The sequence below is a fragment of the Pseudomonas sp. Pf153 genome, assembly GCF_001269775.1.
Classification (GTDB): Bacteria; Pseudomonadota; Gammaproteobacteria; order Pseudomonadales; family Pseudomonadaceae; genus Aquipseudomonas; species Aquipseudomonas uvaldensis.
The window spans coordinates 313,300-334,200 of record NZ_LHVL01000006.1; the positions used below are offsets into that span (position 1 = coordinate 313,300).

The 20,901-nt window shown below is 61.3% G+C and carries 22 protein-coding genes; 8 read left to right on the top strand and 14 right to left on the bottom strand.

Features of this window, described 5'->3' with window-relative positions; all coding sequences use genetic code 11:
- Nucleotides 1-12: 12 nt before the first annotated feature.
- From AD666_RS02245 to AD666_RS02265, 5 genes are all read right to left on the bottom strand, one after another.
- The gene (locus AD666_RS02245; protein ID WP_053147132.1) at nucleotides 13-1,161 is read right to left on the bottom strand and encodes an efflux RND transporter periplasmic adaptor subunit; all 1,149 of its coding nucleotides are present in this window, start codon (nucleotides 1,159-1,161) and stop codon (nucleotides 13-15) included.
- A 154-nt stretch (nucleotides 1,162-1,315) separates the two neighbouring features.
- Nucleotides 1,316-2,413 (bottom strand): DUF1513 domain-containing protein, encoded by a 1,098-nt coding sequence (locus tag AD666_RS02250; RefSeq protein WP_053147134.1) that lies wholly within the window; start codon nucleotides 2,411-2,413, stop codon nucleotides 1,316-1,318.
- 2 nt (nucleotides 2,414-2,415) lie between these two features.
- Nucleotides 2,416-3,480 (bottom strand): imelysin family protein, encoded by a 1,065-nt coding sequence (locus tag AD666_RS02255; RefSeq protein WP_053147136.1) that lies wholly within the window; start codon nucleotides 3,478-3,480, stop codon nucleotides 2,416-2,418.
- 29 nt (nucleotides 3,481-3,509) lie between these two features.
- Nucleotides 3,510-4,937, bottom strand: a complete 1,428-nt coding sequence (locus tag AD666_RS02260) for a di-heme oxidoredictase family protein (RefSeq protein ID WP_053147138.1) — start codon at nucleotides 4,935-4,937, stop codon at nucleotides 3,510-3,512.
- Between the two features lie 100 nt (nucleotides 4,938-5,037).
- Nucleotides 5,038-5,892 carry a LysR family transcriptional regulator gene (locus AD666_RS02265; RefSeq protein ID WP_053147140.1) on the bottom strand — a complete coding sequence of 285 codons (855 nt, stop codon included), beginning with the start codon at nucleotides 5,890-5,892 and terminating at the stop codon, nucleotides 5,038-5,040.
- 91 nt (nucleotides 5,893-5,983) lie between these two features.
- On the opposite strand from AD666_RS02265, the gene AD666_RS02270 reads away from it, so the two are divergent.
- Nucleotides 5,984-6,418 (top strand): multidrug/biocide efflux PACE transporter, encoded by a 435-nt coding sequence (locus tag AD666_RS02270; protein ID WP_053147142.1) that lies wholly within the window; start codon nucleotides 5,984-5,986, stop codon nucleotides 6,416-6,418.
- Nucleotides 6,419-6,437: 19 nt separating this feature from the next.
- Here the strand turns inward: AD666_RS02270 and AD666_RS02275 are convergent, their stop codons facing one another.
- The 6 genes from AD666_RS02275 to AD666_RS02300 form a co-directional block, all read right to left on the bottom strand.
- Entirely contained in the window at nucleotides 6,438-7,778 is a 1,341-nt protein-coding gene (locus tag AD666_RS02275) for a HAMP domain-containing sensor histidine kinase (RefSeq protein ID WP_053147144.1), read from the bottom strand.
- 66 nt (nucleotides 7,779-7,844) lie between these two features.
- Nucleotides 7,845-8,279: a Spy/CpxP family protein refolding chaperone gene (locus AD666_RS02280; protein WP_053147146.1), complete on the bottom strand. Its 435-nt coding sequence runs from the start codon at nucleotides 8,277-8,279 to the stop codon at nucleotides 7,845-7,847.
- A gap of 263 nt (nucleotides 8,280-8,542) precedes the next feature.
- The gene (locus AD666_RS02285) at nucleotides 8,543-9,220 is read right to left on the bottom strand and encodes a response regulator transcription factor (RefSeq protein ID WP_053147148.1); all 678 of its coding nucleotides are present in this window, start codon (nucleotides 9,218-9,220) and stop codon (nucleotides 8,543-8,545) included.
- 7 nt (nucleotides 9,221-9,227) lie between these two features.
- On the bottom strand, nucleotides 9,228-9,638 hold the full coding sequence (locus tag AD666_RS02290; protein ID WP_053147150.1) for a translation initiation factor 2: 411 nt from the start codon (nucleotides 9,636-9,638) through the stop codon (nucleotides 9,228-9,230).
- Nucleotides 9,639-9,760: 122 nt separating this feature from the next.
- The gene (locus AD666_RS02295) at nucleotides 9,761-10,060 is read right to left on the bottom strand and encodes a YciI family protein (RefSeq protein WP_053147152.1); all 300 of its coding nucleotides are present in this window, start codon (nucleotides 10,058-10,060) and stop codon (nucleotides 9,761-9,763) included.
- Between the two features lies 1 nt (nucleotide 10,061).
- Nucleotides 10,062-10,658, bottom strand: a complete 597-nt coding sequence (locus AD666_RS02300; protein WP_053147443.1) for a septation protein A — start codon at nucleotides 10,656-10,658, stop codon at nucleotides 10,062-10,064.
- An 87-nt stretch (nucleotides 10,659-10,745) separates the two neighbouring features.
- Between AD666_RS02300 and AD666_RS02305 the strand changes: the two genes are divergently transcribed.
- The 5 genes from AD666_RS02305 (at nucleotide 10,746) to rluB (ending at nucleotide 15,562) form a co-directional block, all read left to right on the top strand.
- Nucleotides 10,746-11,609 (top strand): PHP domain-containing protein, encoded by an 864-nt coding sequence (locus tag AD666_RS02305; protein ID WP_053147154.1) that lies wholly within the window; start codon nucleotides 10,746-10,748, stop codon nucleotides 11,607-11,609.
- 13 nt (nucleotides 11,610-11,622) lie between these two features.
- Entirely contained in the window at nucleotides 11,623-12,252 is a 630-nt protein-coding gene (locus tag AD666_RS02310) for an L-threonylcarbamoyladenylate synthase (protein WP_053147156.1), read from the top strand.
- A gap of 132 nt (nucleotides 12,253-12,384) precedes the next feature.
- Nucleotides 12,385-13,083 carry a ScpA family protein gene (locus AD666_RS02315; protein WP_172679585.1) on the top strand — a complete coding sequence of 233 codons (699 nt, stop codon included), beginning with the start codon at nucleotides 12,385-12,387 and terminating at the stop codon, nucleotides 13,081-13,083.
- An 11-nt stretch (nucleotides 13,084-13,094) separates the two neighbouring features.
- Complete coding sequence (gene scpB / locus AD666_RS02320; RefSeq protein ID WP_053147160.1) at nucleotides 13,095-14,042, top strand: SMC-Scp complex subunit ScpB; 948 nt, start codon at nucleotides 13,095-13,097, stop codon at nucleotides 14,040-14,042.
- A gap of 302 nt (nucleotides 14,043-14,344) precedes the next feature.
- Nucleotides 14,345-15,562 carry a 23S rRNA pseudouridine(2605) synthase RluB gene (rluB, locus tag AD666_RS02325; RefSeq protein WP_053147162.1) on the top strand — a complete coding sequence of 406 codons (1,218 nt, stop codon included), beginning with the start codon at nucleotides 14,345-14,347 and terminating at the stop codon, nucleotides 15,560-15,562.
- 217 nt (nucleotides 15,563-15,779) lie between these two features.
- On the opposite strand, the gene AD666_RS02330 is transcribed toward rluB, so the two are convergent.
- The gene (locus AD666_RS02330; RefSeq protein WP_053147165.1) at nucleotides 15,780-16,745 is read right to left on the bottom strand and encodes a leucyl aminopeptidase; all 966 of its coding nucleotides are present in this window, start codon (nucleotides 16,743-16,745) and stop codon (nucleotides 15,780-15,782) included.
- Nucleotides 16,746-16,835: 90 nt separating this feature from the next.
- Nucleotides 16,836-16,973, bottom strand: a complete 138-nt coding sequence (locus tag AD666_RS26585; protein ID WP_003178782.1) for a hypothetical protein — start codon at nucleotides 16,971-16,973, stop codon at nucleotides 16,836-16,838.
- 646 nt (nucleotides 16,974-17,619) lie between these two features.
- Here AD666_RS26585 and AD666_RS02340 point away from each other — a divergent pair.
- On the top strand, nucleotides 17,620-19,041 hold the full coding sequence (locus AD666_RS02340; protein WP_053147166.1) for an amino acid permease: 1,422 nt from the start codon (nucleotides 17,620-17,622) through the stop codon (nucleotides 19,039-19,041).
- A gap of 217 nt (nucleotides 19,042-19,258) precedes the next feature.
- On the top strand, nucleotides 19,259-19,672 hold the full coding sequence (arfB, locus tag AD666_RS02345) for an alternative ribosome rescue aminoacyl-tRNA hydrolase ArfB (protein ID WP_053147169.1): 414 nt from the start codon (nucleotides 19,259-19,261) through the stop codon (nucleotides 19,670-19,672).
- Here the strand turns inward: arfB and AD666_RS02350 are convergent.
- Nucleotides 19,669-20,868, bottom strand: a complete 1,200-nt coding sequence (locus tag AD666_RS02350; RefSeq protein ID WP_053147171.1) for an MFS transporter — start codon at nucleotides 20,866-20,868, stop codon at nucleotides 19,669-19,671. The two genes, arfB and AD666_RS02350, sit on opposite strands and share 4 nt — an antisense overlap.
- Between the last annotated feature and the right edge of the window lie 33 nt (nucleotides 20,869-20,901).

Consider the following 20,901-nt stretch of genomic DNA (forward strand, 5'->3'; position numbering starts at 1 on the left):
GGGGTTCCTTGATCAGTCCGCGCGCGGCGAACTGTTCTGTTCGGTCAGGGTCTTGTCATCGGCGATGGCGACAGGGGTACCGTTATCGAGCTTGATCTGGCCTGCGATCACGACCTGTTCACCACTGTTCACGCCCTTGGTTACCAGCACCTGCCCGTCACGGCGCTCGCCGGTTTCGATGAAGCGTCGCTCGGCGATCAGGACCGGCTGGCCCTTGTCATCCTTTTCGATGCTGCCATCGGCGGCTTTCTTCTGGGTCACCACGTACATTGAGTCGCCGTAAAGGGTGTAGGTCACGGCACTTTCCGGCACGACGATGCCGGCGGCCATGTCCGGCAGAATGACCTGGAGGCTGGCGAACATGCCAGGCAGAAGCTTGCCGTCGGGGTTGGCCAGGGTGGCGCGCACCAGGACGTTGCGGGTGCTGTCCTCGACCTTGGGGTTGATGGCGCTGATGGTGCCGACGAAGGTCTGTCCGGGGTAGGCCGATACGTTGACATTGACTGGCTGGGCAATGGCGAGCCTGGGGATCCTCTGCTCGGGTACGTAGAAGTCCACGTAGAGGCTGCCAAGGTCTTGCAGGGTGGCGATCACCGTGCCGCTGGCCAGATAGTCGCCGACATCCACCTGGCGAATGCCGATGGTGCCGTTGAACGGCGCGAGGATCTGTTTCTTCGCCAGCGAAGCCTTCAACTGGTTGACGGTAGCCTGGTTCTTTTTCAACTGCGCCGCGAGCCGGTCGAACTCGCCCTTGGAGATCGCCTGGCTGCCCACCAACTGCCGGCCTCGACCGAAGTCCAGCTGCGACAGGCCAAGGTCGGCCTCGGCGGTTTCCAGCAAGGCGGTTTCAACGTCGCTGTCCAGTTGCAGTAGCGGCTGGCCGGCCTTGACCTTCTGCCCAGACTGGAAAAGGACCTTCTGCACGGTACCGGCGACCTCCAGGCTGAGGTCCACGCCTTGCAGTGCCTTGAGGCTACCGATAGTGGGCAACCGTGCCTGCCACGGTTGTTCGACGGCGGTAGCCACCGCGACGCTGATCGGCGGTTTCGGCGCAGAAAACATCTGGATTTGCTGATAAACGGAGAAGGCCTTGTAGCCGGCCAGCAACAGCACCACCAGCAGGACAACACCCAACATGATCAGCATGCGGCGTCGCAGCATGTTCCACTTCCTTGGAAAGGCCTAAAAGAAAGATACAGTCAGGCGGGCACCTTACCCCGAGTGTGCGGTGGATTCCAGATGCTGTCGGGTCGTTGTCTCGTAGGATTCGTCCTTAAATTCAAGGGGCTCGCCCCGGACGGTTTCACCCCTGCGTTTATACCAGGTGCAAATGGTTGTCCCAGAGCCCTGCCGGCAGATCCAGCGGTTTTGCAACCAGCTGTGACTGGCGGCAATCGTAATAGCGGCAACGACCCTGGCCCGACGTCACGACGAACCCGTCGGCCACCGCACCCACGCCGGCGCAGTCCGGAAGAGGCGCATCCAGGCGCACTTCGCCGCTGTCCAGGTCCCAGATGAAAAAGCGGTTGCCCCGCGGTGCGGTCAGGGCCACCAGGCGCAGGTCGCTGTGTACGGCGACGCTGGCGGTGTAATGCCCCATGGCCTGCAACTGGTGGTCCGCCACCGGGAACGCCTGGAATGGCTGGCCCGGACGCTTGATCGCCAGCAGCTCCGAAGATTCGTGGACATCGCCCATGAACTGCTGGCCGGTCACGATGGTGCCGTCACTGGCAATTCCCATGTGCCGCACGCTGTTCATCGATTGCGCGAGGGTTTCCTTGCTCAGCAGGGTGCCATCGCGTTGCATCAGGACCAGGCTCGGCTCCATGGCATCGAGGTTCATCTCGACCCGGCTTTCGGCTTCGGTGCGGATGCCACCGTTCGCCACCACCAGAGTCTCGCCGTCGGGCATCCAGGACACTTGGTGCGGACCGATGCCATGGGTCGGAATTTCGCCGCTGTGCACCAGTCGCTCGCCTTCGAAACGGTAGACCCCGAGTAGACCGCGTCCCGGATCGGTGGTGTCGTTCTCGGTGGCATACAACCATTCGCCGCCCTTGTGGATCACCGCGTGGCCATAAAAATGCCGGTTCGGCTGCGAGGCGACGGTTTGCAGCAGGGCGCCGTCGCGCAGGTCGATCAGGTAGCTTTCGGTGCCAGGACGCCGGGCGACGAACAGCGCAATCGGCTGTGACGGATGGTTGATGATGTCATGGCAGCGCTGGCCGACCCGGGTGGCGAACACCTGCGTTCCATCCAGTCGATAACCCACGGCGTAATGCTTGCCCTCGCCATCGTCTCGGGCCGAAAGCAGCAGCGGACTCTTGTCCTTTTGCTTGAACAGCGTCCAGCCGCTCAGGGTGACGGCACCGAGCAGCAAGCTGCCCAGCGCCAGGACCTGACGTCGAAACATGATCAGTCACCGTCGTTGGCGTTGAAGCCCAGTTGAATGCCCAGCGCCTTGGCCAGTTCGCCTTCGTGCAGGCGGTGGACGACGTTGAGGCTGTCATACAAATCGTTGAGCTGTTGGCGTCCGGCGTCGTCGTTGAGCATTTCGGTCAGCGAACGCTGGGAGCTGGCGAACAGTTTCAGCGAAGCATCGTAGGCGGCGTCGATCTTGTCGGCCAAGGTTTTTTGCTCGCTTGGTAACAGGCCGCGCAAGCCTTTGTTGTCCACACCCACCCAGACCGTCCTGGCCGCGCTCAGGCTGGCTTCCAGCCCTTGCAGCGACGACTGGCTACGCCAGGCATCGGCCTGGAAAGGCTGAGGCACGCCTTTGCTCTGACGACCCATAGGGGTGCCGAGTTTCTTTTTGAGCGTGTCCAATGCAGTGACCTGGACCCGCAGCAGATCGGCGATGGCTTCGTGGGAATCGGCGTAGCGCTGGTTCGGGAACTTGCTCATCTGCGCGAGCATGCCGTCATTGGTGTTCCAGCGTGACAGGATTTCTTCGGCCAGTTGTTTCTGGCGTTCGCCAATGGCAATCAGCAGTGGGCAGTATTTGGCTTTCTGCGCACTGTCGGCCATGTCGATTTTCGCGTCGAACAACAAATATTCATAAGCCGACAGTCCCTGGACCACGACGCTGGACTTGGCCAGGCCGGCGGCATCGATCTGCGGCTCGCTGTTGATCAGTTGTTCGACCTGGCGGCCCACCAGGTTCTTCTTGTCCGGCCAGAACTGCACCTGCCAGGCGCGATTGCCCTCGGCCAGCGGACCGATCAGCAGCGGTTGCAGCTCGGCCCAGGCTTTCTGTGCCTTGAGAAAGTCGGCGCGGGCAGTCTCCAGGTTTTCCTTGCCTTGGCAGAACGCCAGTGCGCTGGTTGCCAATTGCCGGTCGGCCTCGACCCAGCGGCTGTAGGTCGGCAGGATCACTTGCTTGGCGATGGCGGCCGAAGTGACCGCTTGCGGGTCCTGTGGCGAGCAGGCGCCGAGGGCGAGGGCGGCGAGGCTGGTGAACAACAGCTTGGGACGGAACATGTCGGGCTCCCGTTTTTCGGAGAAGGCATTTAAAGGGAATTCAGAAAGGCCAGCAACGCAGCGCGCTGTTCGGCATTGAACGCCAAGACCTGACGCTGCGCTGCTTGCGCTTCGCCGCCATGCCAGAGCACGGCTTCGAGCAGGTTGCGGGCGCGACCGTCATGCAGAAACTGGGTGTGGCCGCTGACGGTCGCGGTCAGACCGATGCCCCATAGCGGCGGGGTCCGCCAGTCGCGGCCACCGGCCTTGAACTCGCTGCGATTGTCGGACAGGCCTTCGCCCATGTCGTGCAACAGCAGGTCGGTGTAGGGACGAATGACCTGGTTCGCCAGCTCCGGCTCGGCGGCGTTGGCCGAGGTGGTGTATTGCGGCGTGTGGCACGACTGGCAACCGGCCTGGAAAAACAGATTCTTGCCAGCCAGCACCTGGGGCGAGTCCACCTCGCGACGGGCCGGCACGGCGAGGTTGCGACTGTAGAACAGCACCAATCGCAGGATGTTGTCGCTGACTTCCGGCTCGCCATCCGGACCGTTGCCGTTGGGTGCGCGTTTGCAATCGATCTGGGCCTCGGTGCAATCGTCGAAGGGCCGCAGGCTCGTCGTCAGACCCATGTCACCGGAGAAGGCGTGGACGTTCTGCTGATTCAGATTGGGCTGACCGGCCTTCCAGCCGAAGCGACCCAGGACGGTTTTTTGCTGGACATCGTCCCAGACTTGGTTCGGTCGACCCGCGATGCCGTTTTTCTCCTTTGCCTGGGCATCGGCGTTCGCCAGGATTGCGGCATCGGGGATGGCCTCGAGCAGACCCAGGCCGATCATGGGTGGAGCGACGCGGGCGGAAAAACGTGTATCGGGGTGCATCGGGCCATAACCCAGCTGGGTGATCTGCAGGCTCGGCTTGCGCAGCTCCACGACCGTGCCGTCCTTGAAACGTACCGGGACAGGTGTGTAATCGACCCGCACCTTGCCTTCCGGGATGACACCGGGCACGGACATATCCTGCAACTGCCCCCCGTAGACAGGCTCCGGGACCACGCCCAATTGTTCGATGACCTTGGCGTAGGGCGGTGCGTCAGGGATCGACAGGCGTACCAGCATGGACACTGCGCTGGTCGCGTCCGGTGCCGGTGGATGGCCGCGGCCATCCTTGATATGGCAGTTCTGGCAGGCATTGGTGTTGAACAGCGGTCCAAGGCCGTCCCGGGCGGTGGTGGTCGACGGTGCGATCACCCAGGGACTGCGAAAGAAACTGTTGCCGACACTGAAGTCCACGCGCCGCGAGGGTGGCAGGTTGGCCGAGGGCAGGGAAAAGGCATTCTGGTCGGCCTTGCGTACCGTCGCGGCGCCACCGGACCGGGCTTCACCCGGTTCGGCCTGGGTAAAGCGCGGGGCATCGTCGCAGGCGCTCAGGCCCAAGGCCATGAACAGTGCGCATAAACGAAGAGGCAACGACGGCATCGGGCGACCTGGGAGATGGGTAAAAAGAGGGCGCAAAGTCTAACAGGGCGGGGCAGTTTGAATAAGAGGAATTATCGTTTGGTCCAGCGAGTGTGCTTATTCATTCCAGCATCTTGCCCAGGAACCAGCTTCCCGCTGGGCCCGGTGGGTATCGTTTCGACCAGACGGCATCGACCGATACCAGCCTTGGCCAGCCACGTACGTTCAGCTCCTGCAATTTTCCGGCGCCGAAACGTGCCGCCAGCCAACGTGGCAGCGGGGTCCAACCAAAGCCCCCCAGCGCCATTTCCAGCAGCATCAGGTAACTGGGAGCGGACCAGACCCGACCCAGGGCTCGAGTTTCGTAAGGGTTGATGATGGTTGCCAGGCGCAACTGGCGATGACGTTGCAACGCTAGTTCGTCTACCGCCTCCAGTTTGGCCAGTGGGTGTTGCCTTGAAACGAACAAGGCGATTTCCGTGCGCTCATCCACCGTCGCACTGGTGAGATCCGGCGGATACCCCGCCTGCGTTTCGGCAAGCCCGAGATGAGCCCGGCCCTGTTGTACCAACGCTATCAAATCGTCGCATTCGGCAATCAGGCATTCGAGCTCCAGGTCCGGATAGCGTTGCTCGAGCGCGCCGAGTACTGCTTCGAAGCGATCGGATTGGTAAGTATCGGAGATCGCCACGGTGAATTTTGCTTCCACGCCTTCGGACAGCTGGCTGGCGGCCATTTCCAGGCGGTGACTGGCCGCAAGTATGTCCTCGGCGCGTTGCAACACCACATGTCCTGCCGGAGTCAGGGTCGGTTTGCGGCTGCTGCGGTCGAAGAGGACGAGGTTCAGCTCGTCTTCCAGGCTGGCGACCGCGGCACTGATGGTCGACTGGCTTTTACCCAGCTTGCGCGCGGCGGCCGAGAACGAACCTTGGGCGGCGGCTTGGACAAACGCCGTCAATACCTCATGAGAAATCATTCAAAGTATCGCCTTGATCGATGGTTAATGGTTTTGAAGTATCGCTCCGGCGCTGGATGATCACCACGTCTTCTTTTGCAGGGGTGATGGAATGAACGTCCAGAAAACCGTATTTGAGCGTGTCCTCCAGGCCATTGGCTTTGAACTGTTGGCAATCTTCATTTGTACCCCGTTGCTGGCTTGGATCATGGATAAACCGCTGTTCGACATGGGAGTGGCAACGGTCGCTATTGCGGCGCTGGCGCTGGTGTGGAACGTGTTGTTCAACGGTGCGTTCGACCGTTTGCTCAAACGCTTCGGGATCGTGCGCAACGCCTGGGTCCGGGTTGTCCATGCGTTGCTGTTTGAAGGGGGCCTGGTGGCGGTCGCGGTGCCGTTGGTGGCGTGGTGGCTGAAGATCAGCCTATGGCAGGCATTTGTGCTGGATATTGGGGTGCTGTTGTTTTTCCTGCCGTACACCTATGGCTACCACTGGGTCTATGACCTGGTGCGCGAGCGAATGCTGGTGAGCCGTGGGTTTCGTTGATCACCTTCGATTTGCCGCTTCACGGCTGCACGATCGCGCCCGGCACCAGCGGTAATTCCAGGCTCGCGATGAACCCGCCGCCAGGATGATTGGCCAACACCAGCGTGCCGCCATGGCGCTCAGCGGCACGACGGGCGATGGCCAGGCCCAGGCCGTGCCCGGCAGCGGTCTGGCCTGGCGCACGGTAGAACGGCTCACCCAGTTGACCCAGGTGCGCGGCGTCCACCCCCGGCCCATGATCGCGCACGCTTACCGTGATCCGCTCTCCCTGGCGCACCGCGCGCATTTCAATGGGCTGTCCCGCCGGGTTGAAACGTTGGGCGTTGCGTAGCAGGTTGTCCACCGCCCGTTCGATCATGGTCGGCCAGCCCTTGAGGGTGAGGTTCGGTTCGGCCTGCAGCTGCACGCTTTGTTCCGGTGACCCCAGCTGTGCATCTTTTTGCAGGGCGACCAATAAACCGTTGAGGTCCACCTCTTCGGCACTGGCGTTGTCGGCATCGACCCGGGCCAGCACCAGGATTTCGCTGATCAACGCTTCCAGTCGATCGCATTCGCGGGTCAAGCGTGGCCATAGGTTTTCCCGCTCCTGGGGGCTGGCTCGTTCCGCCAATGCCAGGGCGATGCGCAGCCTGGCCAGGGGCGAGCGCAGTTCGTGGGACACGTCCCGCAGCAACTGACGCTGACTGCCGATCAGGCTTTGCAGGCGTGCGCCCATGCGGTTGAAGTCGGTTGCCAATACGCCGAACTCGTCGCGGCGGTTGGCCAGCTTGGCGAGGCTGTTCTGCTGGTAGGTGGTCTGTCCCAGGTCATGCACGGCGCCGCGCAAGCGGTTCAGCGGGCGGGTGATGGAGAAAGTCACCAGCAGGCTGAACAGTGTCAGCACTACCAGTGCGATGCCCAAGGCGCTGAGGGGCCAGAGCAGGCTGTCGCGGTGCCAGGCGTCCAGTTCGGGATGGGGTATGCGATAGATGAACAGATACGTGTCGCCGGTCTTGGTGCTGGTGAACTCATCGGTCAGCCGTCGCCAGGGCAGGCGCCGGTCATCGTTCTTCTGGCGCGCCTCGAAGGCCGCGGCACGCTGGGGGAAAGTGCCGCGCACCACCGGGTCGCCGCTTTCGTTCAGCACCTGGACGTCGATGTGATACTGGCGTTTGCGCTGTTGCAGGATGTCCTGGGCGGCGTCTTCGCCCTGGCTTTCGTAGGTTTGCGTCCACTTCTCGGCCAGGGTGTTGAGGCCAGGGTGACGGCTGAGAATCCACGCGTCCTGGTTCAACATGTGGCCCATCAGAATGGAAAGTCCTGCAACCAGGGTGATCGCCAGCCAGAAACTGGCCAGGATGCGCCAGAACAATGAACGCACGGTAAATCCTCGCAAACAAAGAAAGCCCAACGGCCATCGACCGTTGGGCTGGGATGCATCAGCGCATTATTGCGCTTTTTGCGGCTGTTGCGCCTTCCACGCTTTGAACTCGGCCCATTCGGCACGACGTTCGGCCTGTTTCTTCTGGATCGCGTCGAATTCCTTCTGCTGTTCAGGCTTGAGCAGGCCCCGGATCTGGGCATCGACTTTCTCATGCCGGGCTTTCATTTCATCCTCCATGGCCTTTTGGTCGGCCGGCGACAGTTTTGCCAGGTACTTCTCTACCAACTCCTGCCGCTCATGGCGCTGTTCGCCCATGATCCGGCGGATCTGCTGGCGCTGCTCGTGGGTCAGGTCCAGTTCGCTGTACGGACCTCTGTCGTGCATCTGGCCGTGGCGTGGGCCGTCCATCGGACCCATCGGGCCAGGGCCTTCAGGCATGGCCATGGCGACCGTGGGCAGGGCAGCAGCGAACATCAGAGCGATGAGGGTCTTGCGCATGGTGTATCTCCTTGTCTCGTTCCCGGTCAGTTCCGGATGTGTGCAGATTACAAAGATCAAGGTCAGCGGCGGTCAGGGGGGCGTAAAGCTTGAGTAAAGAGGTTTTGGCGCAAGGCTTACAAATCTTGAATGCCAAGCACCCGGCTCTGTAGGAGCAAGGCTTGCCCGCGATGAAGATAACGCGATCTCCCAGGAAACCGAGGCGCTTGCATCGCGAGCAAGCTTGGCTCCCACAGTCCAGTCTTGCCACAGGGCATTGGGGGTCAGAGGCTGTAGTAGTAACCCCGGCTACGCAGGGCCACGATGCGCGGGCGGCCGTCGGGGTGGGGGCCGATTTTCTTGCGCAGGTTGCTGACGTGCATGTCCAGGCTGCGGTCGTACAGGGTCAGCTTGCGGCCCAGGGCGAGCTGCGCCAGTTCCTGCTTGTCCAGCGGTTCGCCCGGTTGCTTGAGCAGCGCTTCCAGCAGACGGCTTTCGGAAACGGTGAGGGTCTGTTCCTGTTCATCGATGCAGACCACGCCTCGTACCGGACTGAAGGTCAGGTCTCCCAGTTCGATCTGGCTGGACACTGCCGTGGGGTGGCTGCGGCGCAAGACGGCGCGCAGGCGGGCGGTCAGTTCCCGTGGGTCGCAGGGCTTGGCCAGGTAATCGTCGGCACCCAGTTCCAGGCCGAGGATGCGGTCCAGCGGTTCGCCACGGGCCGAGAGCATCAGCACCGGCAGCTCCGGGTGATCGCTGCGCAACTGCTTGAGCAATTCCAGGCCACTGCCGTCGGGCAACATCACATCCAGCACTACCGCCGCCGGAGCCGTTTCAGCCAGGGCCTTGCGGGCGCTTTGGCCATCGTGGCAAGCCCGGACCAGGAACCCTTCCTGGCCCAACCAGCTGCCGAGGAGCTCGCACAGCTCCTGGTCATCATCAATCAGTAACAGCTCGCTCATGAATCACTCAATTTAGCCATTGCCGACGTTGTCTACGTCCACCGCTGGCAAAGATACCGCAGAGTAGGGCCAATAGCGCTACCCCGGCACCGATGACGAACCATTGCTGTTGATCGGTCAACAGACGCGGCAGCGGGCTGGCCTGGGCTTCCTTGAGTTGCAGCTTCAAGCGTTGATTCTCCTGACGCAACCGGCTCAACAAGGCGCTCTCGCGCTCGCTGTTGGCGTTCTGTAATTGCTGTGTCAGTTCTTCGCGCAGGCGTTCGCTTTCTTTCAAGCGTTGCTGCAGTTCGGTGATCTGGCTGCCTGCGCTCAGCGACAACGGCGCCGAGTGGCTGCCCTCGGTGTTTTCTTCGCCATGGGCGGGTGACCCGACCGCCAACATGACCCATAACAGGCACAACGGACCTTTGCGCATTGTCACTCCTGAATTCCAGTCGAGATTAGACAGATTAGACAGGTTGTCGGCAGGCAAACGAGAACAATGAGCAATTGGCAGCATTGAGCGCAATGAGCCCTGAAGGCCCATTGCGTATCGGGTTACGGCAAGACTTGCTTGAACGGCTTGACCACGACGTTGGCATAGACGCCGGCGGTCACGAACGGATCGGCTTCGGCCCAAGCCTGGGCATCGGCCAGGGACGGGAACTCGGCCACGATCAGGCTGCCGCTAAAGCCAGCGGCGCCCGGGTCGTTGCTATCGACCGCCGGGTGCGGACCGGCCAGTACGACCCGGCCTTCGGCCTTGAGTTGTTGCAGGCGCGCAAGATGCTCGGGGCGAGCGGCCAGGCGTTTTTCCAGGGAGTTGGCGACATCGGTGGCAATGATTGCGTAGAGCATGTCAGTCCTCGGTTTTTGGCGTAGTGGAATCGGCGTCGTGCAGATGACGGGACAGGTAGACGCCCTGGCCAATCAGGAACAACAGCGTCATGCCCAGGCTGCCGAATACCTTGAAGTCGACCCAGTACTCCTGGAACGTGAACGCAACGAACAGGTTGGCGGCACCGCTGAACAGGAAAAAAACGACCCAGGCGATGTTCAGCCGGGTCCAGATCAGCTCCGGCAGACTTATTGCGTGGCCCATGATGCGCTTGATCAACAGGCGATCGCCGATGAAGTGGCTGCCGATGAAAGCCAGGGCGAACAGCCAGTTGACCACCGGGGCTTTCCATTTCAGGAAGGTTTCGCTGTGGAAGGCCAGGGTCAGGCTGCCGAACACGAGGCAGGCAATGAGGGTCAGCCACTGGCTTTTTTCCAGCTTGCGCTGGGAGATGAAAAGGGCGCCGTAGACCACCAGGGAACTGACGATCAGCACGGCCGTGGCACTGTAGATACCGCCTACGGTCAAGGAGTGACCGGCAATATCGAGGGGTCGAGGGTCAAGTTTGTAGACGATGAAAAACAGCAGAAGCGGGATGAAGTCGATGAATTGTTTCACAATGGCAGCCAGAAGCAGGATGTGGCGGCATAATAACAAACATCCTTGGCCGCGATAGGGCCAGCTGATTTGAGGTAGTGACCCCCTGTGAATGTTGATTTGCACTGCCATAGCACGGCCTCCGATGGCGCCCTGGCGCCTGCGGTTCTGGTGGCGCGGGCGTTCGAGCACGGCGTGCGAGTCCTGGCCCTGACCGATCACGACACCCTCGAAGGCCTCGACGAGGCCCGTGGCGCGGCGACGGCGCTGGGCATGCAGTTGGTCAACGGTGTCGAGTTGTCCTGCACCTGGGGCGGGGCGACCATTCATGTGCTGGGCTACGGCTTCGATGTCGATGCACCGCCGCTGGTCCAGGCCATTGCCGCACTGCGCGACGGGCGCTGGCTGCGGGCCGAAGAGATCAGTCGCAAGCTCGCCCTCAAGGGCATGCCCGGTGCCTTGGACGGGGCGCGGCAGATCCAGCAGGAATTGGGTGATAGCGGCAACGCACCGGCCCGACCGCATTTTGCCGACTGGATGGTGCGCGCCGGTTTCGTTCGGGATCGCGCCGAAGCGTTTCGCAAATGGCTGGGGGCCGGCAAGTTGGGAGACGTCAAGCAGCATTGGCCGACGCTGGAGGACACCGTCGGGACACTGCGGGCGGCTGGCGCCTGGGTCAGCCTGGCACATCCCTGGCACTATGATTTCACGCGTAGCAAGCGTCGTCGTCTGATAGCCGACTATATTCAAGCAGGGGGCCATGCCATCGAGGTGGTCAACGGTCACCAACCGGCCGAGCAGGTCGGCAGCCTGGCGATCCTGGCCCGGGAGTTCGGGCTGTTGGTGAGCGCCGGCAGTGATTTCCATGGCCCGGGAGGCTGGTCCGAGATAGGTGAGTACCGCCCGCTGCCCGAAGATCTGCCACCGCTTTGGTGTAGATTCAAACATGATCCCGTTACCGCCTCCGTCTGAACAGGTAGAACACGTGAGTCAATTTTTCCAGATTCATCCGGAAAACCCGCAAGCGCGCCTGATCAAACAGGCTGTAGAAATCATTCGTGGCGGTGGCGTGGTGGTTTATCCCACCGATTCTTCCTACGCCATCGGCTGTCAGATTGGCGACAAAAACGCGGTGGAGCGAGTGAGACGCCTGCGTCAACTGGACGACAAGCACAACTTCGCGCTGATCTGCAGCGATCTGTCACAACTGGGGTTGTTTGCCAAGATCGACACCGGCACTTTCCGGCTGCTCAAGGCCCATTTGCCTGGTCCCTATACCTTCATCCTCAACGCCACCCGTGAAGTGCCGCGACTGTTGTTGCATCCGAAAAAACGCACCATCGGCCTGCGGGTACCCAGCCACCCCATTTCCCTGGCGCTGTTGGCGGAGCTGGGTGAGCCGCTGATGAGCGTGAGCCTGATCATGCCCGGCGAGACCGAGCCGATGACCGATCCCTATGAGATTCGTCAGTTGCTCGAACATCAGGTCGACCTGATCATCGATGGCGGTTTCGGCGGGATGAAGGCGTCTACCGTGATCAACCTCGCCGATGGCGAGCCGCAGGTGGTGCGCGTCGGCTGCGGCGACCCGACCCCGTTCATGGTCGAGGCCTGAATGTCCGCAGTGGAAACCGCGGTGGACCCTGCAGACAGCCAGGCCGGTGCTCAGCAGGAGCTGCCGTTCGCCATGGTCTACGGCCAGGCGGTCATGGAAATGCCCCTGGACCTCTACATTCCGCCGGACGCCCTGGAAGTGTTCCTCGAAGCCTTCGAGGGGCCGCTCGACCTGCTGCTGTACCTGATCCGCAAACAGAACATCAATATTCTCGACATCCCGGTGGCGGAGATCACTCGCCAATACATGGGCTACGTCGAGTTGATGCAGTCGGTGCGCCTGGAGCTGGCGGCCGAATACCTAGTGATGGCGGCCATGCTGGCCGAGATCAAGTCGCGGATGTTGCTGCCGCGCTCGGCCGAGATCGAGGAAGAGGAGGACGATCCCCGCGCCGACCTGATTCGACGCTTGCAGGAATATGAGCGCTACAAGGCCGCGGCCGAAGGCATCGACGGCTTGAGTCGGGTCGGGCGTGACGTGGTGGTGCCCAAGCTCGATGCCCCCGAGGCCCGCGCCCGCAAGTTGTTGCCAGACGTGAGTCTGGAGGAATTGCTGATGTCCATGGCCGAGGTCCTGCGTCGGGGCGATATGTTTGAAAGCCACCAGGTCAGCCGCGAGGCGTTGTCCACCCGAGAACGCATGAGCGACGTGCTGGACAGGCTCAAGGGCGGCGGCTTCGTACCCTTCGTCGAGCTGTTCACCGCCGAGGAAGGACGCCTTGGAGTGGTGGTGACGTTTATGGCGATCCTGGAATTGGTCAAGGAATCCTTGGTCGAGCTGGTGCAAAATGAGCCGTTCGCCGTGATTCACGTGCGGGCCCGAGCCGAATAACGAGCAAATCAATGAATCTGACTGAACCCCGCGAGCTGGCACCCTTGCTTGAAGCTTTCCTGTTGGCCTCGGGAAAGCCGCAATCGATGGAGCGCCTGTTCGAACTCTTCGAAGAAGGCGAGCGGCCCGAGCCGGCTGTGTTCAAGAAAGCCCTGGTACTGCTGGGCAAATCCTGCGAAGGCCGGGCCTTCGAACTCAAGGAAGTGGCCTCCGGTTACCGCCTGCAGATCCGCGAAAAATTCGCGCCCTGGGTCGGTCGCCTTTGGGAGGAGCGACCGCAGCGCTACTCCCGTGCCATGCTCGAAACCATGGCCTTGATTGCCTATCGCCAGCCGATCACCCGGGGCGAAATCGAGGACGTGCGGGGCGTGGCCGTGAACAGCAATATCGTCAAGACGTTACTGGAGCGCGAGTGGATCCGGGTGGTGGGTTATCGCGACGTGCCGGGCAAACCGGCGATGTTCGCCACCACCAAGGCCCTTCTCGACCATTTCAATTTGAAGAACCTCGACGAATTGCCGCCGCTGGCCGAGCTGCGGGAGCTGGAGCCCGAGCCGATGCTCGAATTCGACGACGCCCCCGTGCCCCAGGGCTTGCAGGACCTGGCCGATGCCAGCGCCGAGCCGGAGGAGCCCAAGGAGGAAACCAGCTTCCACTCGCTGCTACTGGAGCTGGACACCATGGAGGAAGGTCTCAAGACCGATTTTGACGACTTGCTGCGGGACGGTCCGGAAATTGAGAACGAGGCGCAGGGATTGCCTGAGCCCGGACTCGAACCTGAACCTGAACCCGAACCCGAGGATGACCCCCTCGGCGTGGCCGAAGCCCGGGAAAAGTTGCTGGCCGCCGTCGCCGCCCTCGAACCACGCGAGCCCGAACCCGAACTGAGCGAAGAAGAAGCCGAAGCCCGCGCCCTGGCCGAAGCGATCGAGAATGAGCGGCGCCAGTTCGACGATTGATCCTTCATGCATTAACTCCGCAGCCCCCCTGTGGGAGCGGGCTTGCTCGCGAATGCGGACTGACATTCAAAATGGATGTCGACTGATACGCCGCTTTCGCGAGCAAGCCCGCTCCCACAAGAGGGGCGGCGAGCCACCAGTCGGCGGAAAAAAAACTGAATCCCGGGCGTTCAGCTAGTCTCTGATGCGCAAACGCCTCAACGGGCGTATGATTCGCGACCCTTTGGCGAACCTGTCGCCAAACGACCTGTTTTCAACGTGTCAGGCCAGGCCTGATCCGATCACACCGGGAGGTGCCCAGTATGAAAGACCTAGACCAGAACGACAGCCAGGAAATCGGCCCAGCCGGCGAGAAGCTGCAAAAAGTCCTCGCTCGCATCGGCGTCGGTTCGCGCCGCGACGTGGAAACCTGGATCACCCAGGGCCGCATCAAGGTCAACGGCAAAGAGGCCACCCTGGGCCTGCGCGTCGACCTGCACGATGCCATCACCATCGACGGCAAGGTGATCAAGCGCGAAGAGGCCGCCGAAACGGTGCGCCGCGTGATCATGTACAACAAACCCGACGGTGAAATCTGCACCCGTGACGACCCGGAAGGTCGCCCAACCGTGTTCGACAAGATGCCGCGTCCCAAGGAAGGTCGCTGGATCAACATCGGTCGCCTGGACATCAACACCACCGGTCTCTTGATGTTCACCACCGACGGTGAGCTGGCCAACCGTCTGATGCATCCGTCCTACGAGATGGACCGTGAATACGCTGTACGTGTACGCGGTGAAGTCGACGATGAGATGATCGAGCGCCTGAAGGCTGGCGTCGTGCTGGAAGACGGCCCGGCGCGTTTCACCGACATCAAGCAGGCGCCGGGTGGCGAAGGCTTCAACCATTGGTACCACTGCGTGGTGATGGAAGGCCGTAACCGTGAAGTGCGGCGGTTGTGGGAATCCCAGGGGCTGGTGGTCAGCCGTCTGAAGCGCGTGCGTTTCGGTCCGGTGTTCCTCAACTCCGACCTGCCGATGGGCCGTTGGCGCGAAATGAGCCAACAGGAAGTCGATATTCTGGCCGCTGAAGTAGGCCTCAAGCCTGTGGCCATGCCGCAGATGACGGCCAAGAGCAAGGACAAGCTGGAGCGGATGCAGCGCAAGTCCTCGCGCCCGATGGGCAAGACCGAGCGTGTGCGCACGTTGCGTCCTGCGGTCGATGGCCCGGCGGCCGGCCCACGTGCGCCTCGCGAGCCGCAGCTGGAAGGCGAACGCCCGGCCCGCAAGCCTGCGCCTCGCCAGGACGGCGAGCGCGGCCCACGCACGCCACGTCCGGCCAATGGTCGGACTGAGCGTGGCGAAGGTCGCGGCACGCCGGTGGCCGAGCGCCCGGCTGACGTCAAGCGTCCGGCCAAGCCAGCGCCGAAGAAGCGCCCCGGCATTTCCCTGGTAGATCGCGACGCGCCGTCGGGCAAGCGCCGCGGTGCGCCGGCCGGATCGGGTCAGCGTCCAGGATTTGGGCGACGTAAGCCGCAGTGAGGTCGCTGTGAGCGGCTAGCTGTAAGCGGCAAGAAAAACGCCAACCGTTGGGTTGGCGTTTTTTTGTCCGGCTTTAGTGATGCAGTGCAGGTGAGTTCGCCATCGCGAGCAGGCTCGCTCCCACATGGGATCTTCGGTGAATGGATGACTTGTGTTCAACACCGTTACCTGTGGGAGCGAGCCTGCTCGCGATGCGCCAGTAGCCCACCATCCTGGCCTAAAGCACAAACCGCCCATCGAACATCGGCTCATTGTCCAGCGCCAGCACACCACTTTCGAAAATCAGGTCCAAGTGGTGACTGCCCTTGGCCCCGCCACCCAGTCCAAGGTGCAGGCCGCAATGGCGCTCTTCGAAACCGGCGTTGCGAGCATAGAGGCTCTTGACCCCTTCGTTGGTGCCAATGCCCAGCTCCTCGATGCGTCGATTGGACGGGTTGGCGTCCAGGTACTTGTTGAAGTCGTGTTCCAGGCCCGGCACGTCGGTGGCGATCTTCTGAATGGTGGAATCTTCGATCCACAATTCCAGCGGCGCTTGCAGCACGCCATATTTGCGAGCGAACGGGATAGTGCTGAGAAACGTGCCAACGAAATTCACACGACCATTGATCGTGTCGCTGTGGGTTGCGATCTCACCCGGCGCCAGGTCGTAGTTGCCGACGCCATTGATGTCGGTCCACTTCTTCACACTGCTCAGGGCCGTGTCGAAATACGAGCCGCGATCGTCCTGGAAGCTCAATGTGATGGCCTGGGAGATGCGTCGGATCAGGTGGCTGTTGAGCCCTGCGATACGTTGGGGAATGACACTGAAGGTGTCGTAGAAATAATCGCCGTAGTCCTTGAACAGCAGCGACTTCTTCCAGTTTTCCGCCATCACGCCTTGCAGCGCGCGGACAAAGTCCGGGCCGTCGGGACGTGGGTTGGGCAGGGTGGAAGAGTCATAGAAGAAAATGTACAAATCGCTGTCGGCAATCGCCCGGGACAGGCGTTCCGTGGGTTCGAGGTCCAGGCGCATGGCGCTGAACCGGAAGGGCGAGCCTCTGTCGGCCTGTTCGGCAATGGCACCGGTCAGGGCTTCGTAGTCAGCGGTGTGGCCGAGCAGCACCTTGGCGGGCTGGATACCGGCCAGGGCGGGGTGGTGTTCGAGGTAGTAAAGGAAATGTGAGATGGCTCGTTGTGTGTCCATGCTTATTCTTCCCTGACAATGAATCTGCTTCCCTGACAACGGGCAATAGTGGCGGAGTCGACCGGCCGGACCGCCTCCGCCGGATTATGCCTACAGAGGCCACATCGCCGTGCCGAACGGAACGACGGCGTCGGCTTGCATCATTTCAACGGCGGCTTCATGGGTTGGCGCTTCAAACCATTCGTCCAGTTGCAGTTCGGTTTCCAAGTCTTTGTCCAGTGCTTGCATAGTGAATCTCCTAGATGACTTTTACGGAAATTTGCGGGCGATTCGGTGAGTGAAAACGGCCTCGCAAGGCTTGCCGGCAGGATGCTTGGGCAAGTCGCTAAAACCTAGTCGAGGGTTTTTTGGAATGCAAAATAAAATTTTTATTTTTTGCGTATGAACTTTTTATTCCATTTTCGAAAGGGGAAATTACTCATTCAAAAACAGCTGGCTAGGGGATTTTTTAATTAGCTAGCTAGCTACCGTCAATTTGCAGGCGGCTTACGGAAAATTCGTACTTGGCAAGTCTGCGTTACGGCTTGTAAAAAAATCCTGACGATTTCGACCTGCCGAGGCGGTGGGTTTTGATGTCTGGAAAGAGTGTAAGAAAAAGCTGCCGAATAAGCCGGCTTGAGCGGTTTTCCGACACTTGGCAGCGCTTGTTTCAAACCGGCAGGAAGGGTCAGATGCCCGCCAGACCTGAAAAGTAGGGGGCGACGCTGATCCGGTGGTCTCTGGTAGCAGCAGGACGGCGGTGTACAATGCGCCGCGTTTTACTGTGACCCTTCGCGTACCCACGCACTTTCAAGGTTATCCGCCTTGTTCACTCCGCCACGCCACGAGCGTGTCGGGTTCGATTTCGTCACAGATAAAAACAAATAGGTGACGCATGACCGTTGTAGAAAATACGCATTCAGGCGAGCTGAAACGCGGCCTGAAAAATCGACACATTCAATTGATCGCCCTCGGCGGCGCAATCGGTACCGGCCTGTTCCTCGGTTCGGCGGGGGTGCTGAAGTCAGCCGGTCCGTCGATGATCCTCGGGTATGCCATTTGCGGCTTCATCGCCTTCATGATCATGCGCCAGCTGGGTGAGATGATCGTCGAGGAGCCGGTCGCCGGCTCGTTCAGTCACTTTGCCCATAAATACTGGGGTGGTTTCGCCGGGTTCCTGTCGGGCTGGAACTGCTGGATCCTCTACATCCTCGTGGGCATGTCCGAGTTGACCGCAGTGGGCAAGTACATCCACTACTGGGCGCCCGATATCCCGACCTGGGCCTCGGCGGCAGCATTTTTCATCCTGATCAACGCCATCAACCTGGCCAACGTCAAAGTCTTCGGCGAGGCCGAGTTCTGGTTCGCAATCATCAAGGTCGTGGCGATCGTGGGCATGATCGCCCTGGGCAGCTACCTGCTGGTGAGCGGTCATGGTGGGCCGCAAGCCTCGCTGACCAACCTGTGGACCCACGGCGGATTCTTCCCGAACGGCGTGAGCGGGCTGGTAATGGCGATGGCAATCATCATGTTCTCGTTCGGTGGCCTGGAAATGCTCGGCTTCACCGCGGCCGAGGCCGACAAACCGAAAACCGTGATCCCGAAAGCCATCAACCAAGTGATCTACCGGATCCTGATTTTCTACATCGGTGCTCTCGTGGTGCTGTTGTCTCTGACCCCTTGGGACAGCCTGCTGACCACGCTCAATGCCGCCGGTGACGCCTATAGCGGCAGTCCGTTCGTGCAGGTGTTCTCGATGCTGGGCAGCAACACCGCGGCGCATATCCTCAACTTCGTGGTACTGACCGCTGCGCTGTCGGTGTACAACAGCGGCACCTACTGCAACAGCCGGATGCTGTTGGGCATGGCCGAGCAGGGCGATGCCCCCCGGGCCCTGGCCAGGATCGACAAGCGCGGGGTGCCGGTGCTTTCGATCCTCGCCTCGGCGGCGGTCACGCTGGTGGCTGTGCTGCTGAACTACCTGATCCCGCAGCATGCGCTGGAGCTGCTGATGTCCCTGGTGGTGGCGACGCTGGTGATCAACTGGGCGATGATCAGCTATTCGCACTTCAAGTTCCGCCAGCACATGAACCAGACCCGTCGGGCGCCGCTGTTCAAGGCACTGTGGTATCCCTACGGCAACTACATCTGCCTGGCGTTCGTGGTCTTCATCCTGGGCGTGATGCTGCTGATCCCGGGCATCCAGGTATCGGTATACGCGATTCCGGTTTGGGTGGTGTTCATGTGGGGCTGCTACGTGATCAAGAACAAGCGCAGTGCGCAGCATGAGTTGGCCGTGGCGGCTGCTGCGAAGTAAGGGGCACTGGAGTACAACGAGCCCGGCCGAGTGCCGGGTTTGTTGTTTCCAGTCGCCGCACCTCCTGTGGGAGCGGGCTTGCTCGCGAAGAGGGTGGGTCAGGCAACATGGATTTTGAATGTGAAATCGCTTTCGCGAGCAAGCCCGCTCCCACAGGGTTGGGTGTTGTATGGGGGATTCGCGGTATTCTGAGGGTCCTGATTCCGGACATATTTTCATGCTGGCGATTTCCAACAACGTGCACATCCCCGACGCCGAGATCGAGCTGACAGCCATCCGCGCCCAGGGCGCCGGCGGGCAGAACGTCAACAAGGTGTCCAGCGCCGTGCACTTGCGTTTCGACATCCCGGCCTCGTCCCTGCCTGAATTCTACAAGGAACGTTTGCTGGCGCTGCGTGACAGCCGCATCACCAGCGATGGCGTGTTGATTATCAAGGCCCAGCAATACCGCACCCAGGAACAGAACCGGGCCGATGCGCTGGAGCGTCTGACTGCGCTGATCCTGGGAGCCATCAAGGTCGAGAAGAAGCGCCGTCCGACCAAACCAACCCTGGGTTCCAAAACCCGTCGCCTGGACTCAAAGAGCAAACGTGGCTCGATCAAGGCCGGGCGTGGCAAGGTGGATTTCTAGGTTCTTTCCCGTTCCTCACGGTATCTCGGCGCCTGCCGGTACAAGTAGAGACTCAAGGCCAATCCGCCCAGGGCCGCCAGGGCGGCGAACAGGAAGATCGAGGCAAAGCCAAAACCCGCGGCAATCGCGCCGGCCAACGGTCCGGTGATCCCCAGCGATAGATCGATGAACAGCGAATAGGCACCCACCGCTGCGCCACGACTGGAAGCTGGCACCAGGTTGACCGCTTCCACCCCCAGGGCCGGGAATACCAGGGAGAAACCGAAACCGCTCAATGCCGCGCCCGCCAGTGCCCAGTGGGCATCCGGTGCCAGCCATAACAGCAGCAGACCCAGGGTCTCCACCGACAAGCAGACAATCGCCACGCGGAAACCTCCCAGGCGGTTGATCAGATTGCCGAACAGCAAGCGCGCTCCGATGAAACAGGCGCCGAACAGGCTCAGGCACAACACCGCGTTATCCCAGTGTCGCGTCGCGTAATATAAGGTGATGAACGTGGCGATGGTGCCAAAACCAATGGAGCCCAGGGCCAGGCCGCTGCCATGGGGAAGGACGCGCCCCAGCACATGCATGAACGGCAGTCGTTCGCCGGCGACAATCGGTGCGGCGGTTTTCGGCCAGGCCAGCGCTACCCCCAGCACGGCCAGCAGCATGATGCTGACGCCCATGCTCCACAGCCCCAAGGCCTTGACCAGCCACACCCCCAGGGGGGCGCCAATCGCCAGCGCGCCATAGCTGGCGATGCCGTTCCAGGAAATCACCTTGGCGGTATTGGCGGCGCCGACCCGGCCGATGCCCCAGCCAATCGAACCCGAACCCACCAGGCTTTCGGCACTGCCCAGTACCAGACGTCCAATGAGCAGGCTGATCAGGCTCAGGGTCGGCAGCTCATGGGTCCAGGCAGAGATGAGCATGAACACGCCACTGAGTCCGCACCCGGCAAGGCCGAAGATAACCGCGCGTTTACTACCCAGGTTGTCGATGATCCGCCCCGCGTAAGGACGACTGAGGAGGGTGGCCAGGTACTGGACGCTGATCACCAGCCCCGCGATGACGGCGCCGAAGCCCAGCTCGCCATGGACGAATCCGGGCAGTACGGCCAGGGGGATGCCGATATTCAAATAACCGATAAAGGTGAACAGGACGATGGAAACGACTTGCAGCGTGACCGCCAGGGGGCGCTGGGAATCTGACATGGGGAAAGGGTCCACGGAACAGCGAAATAGATA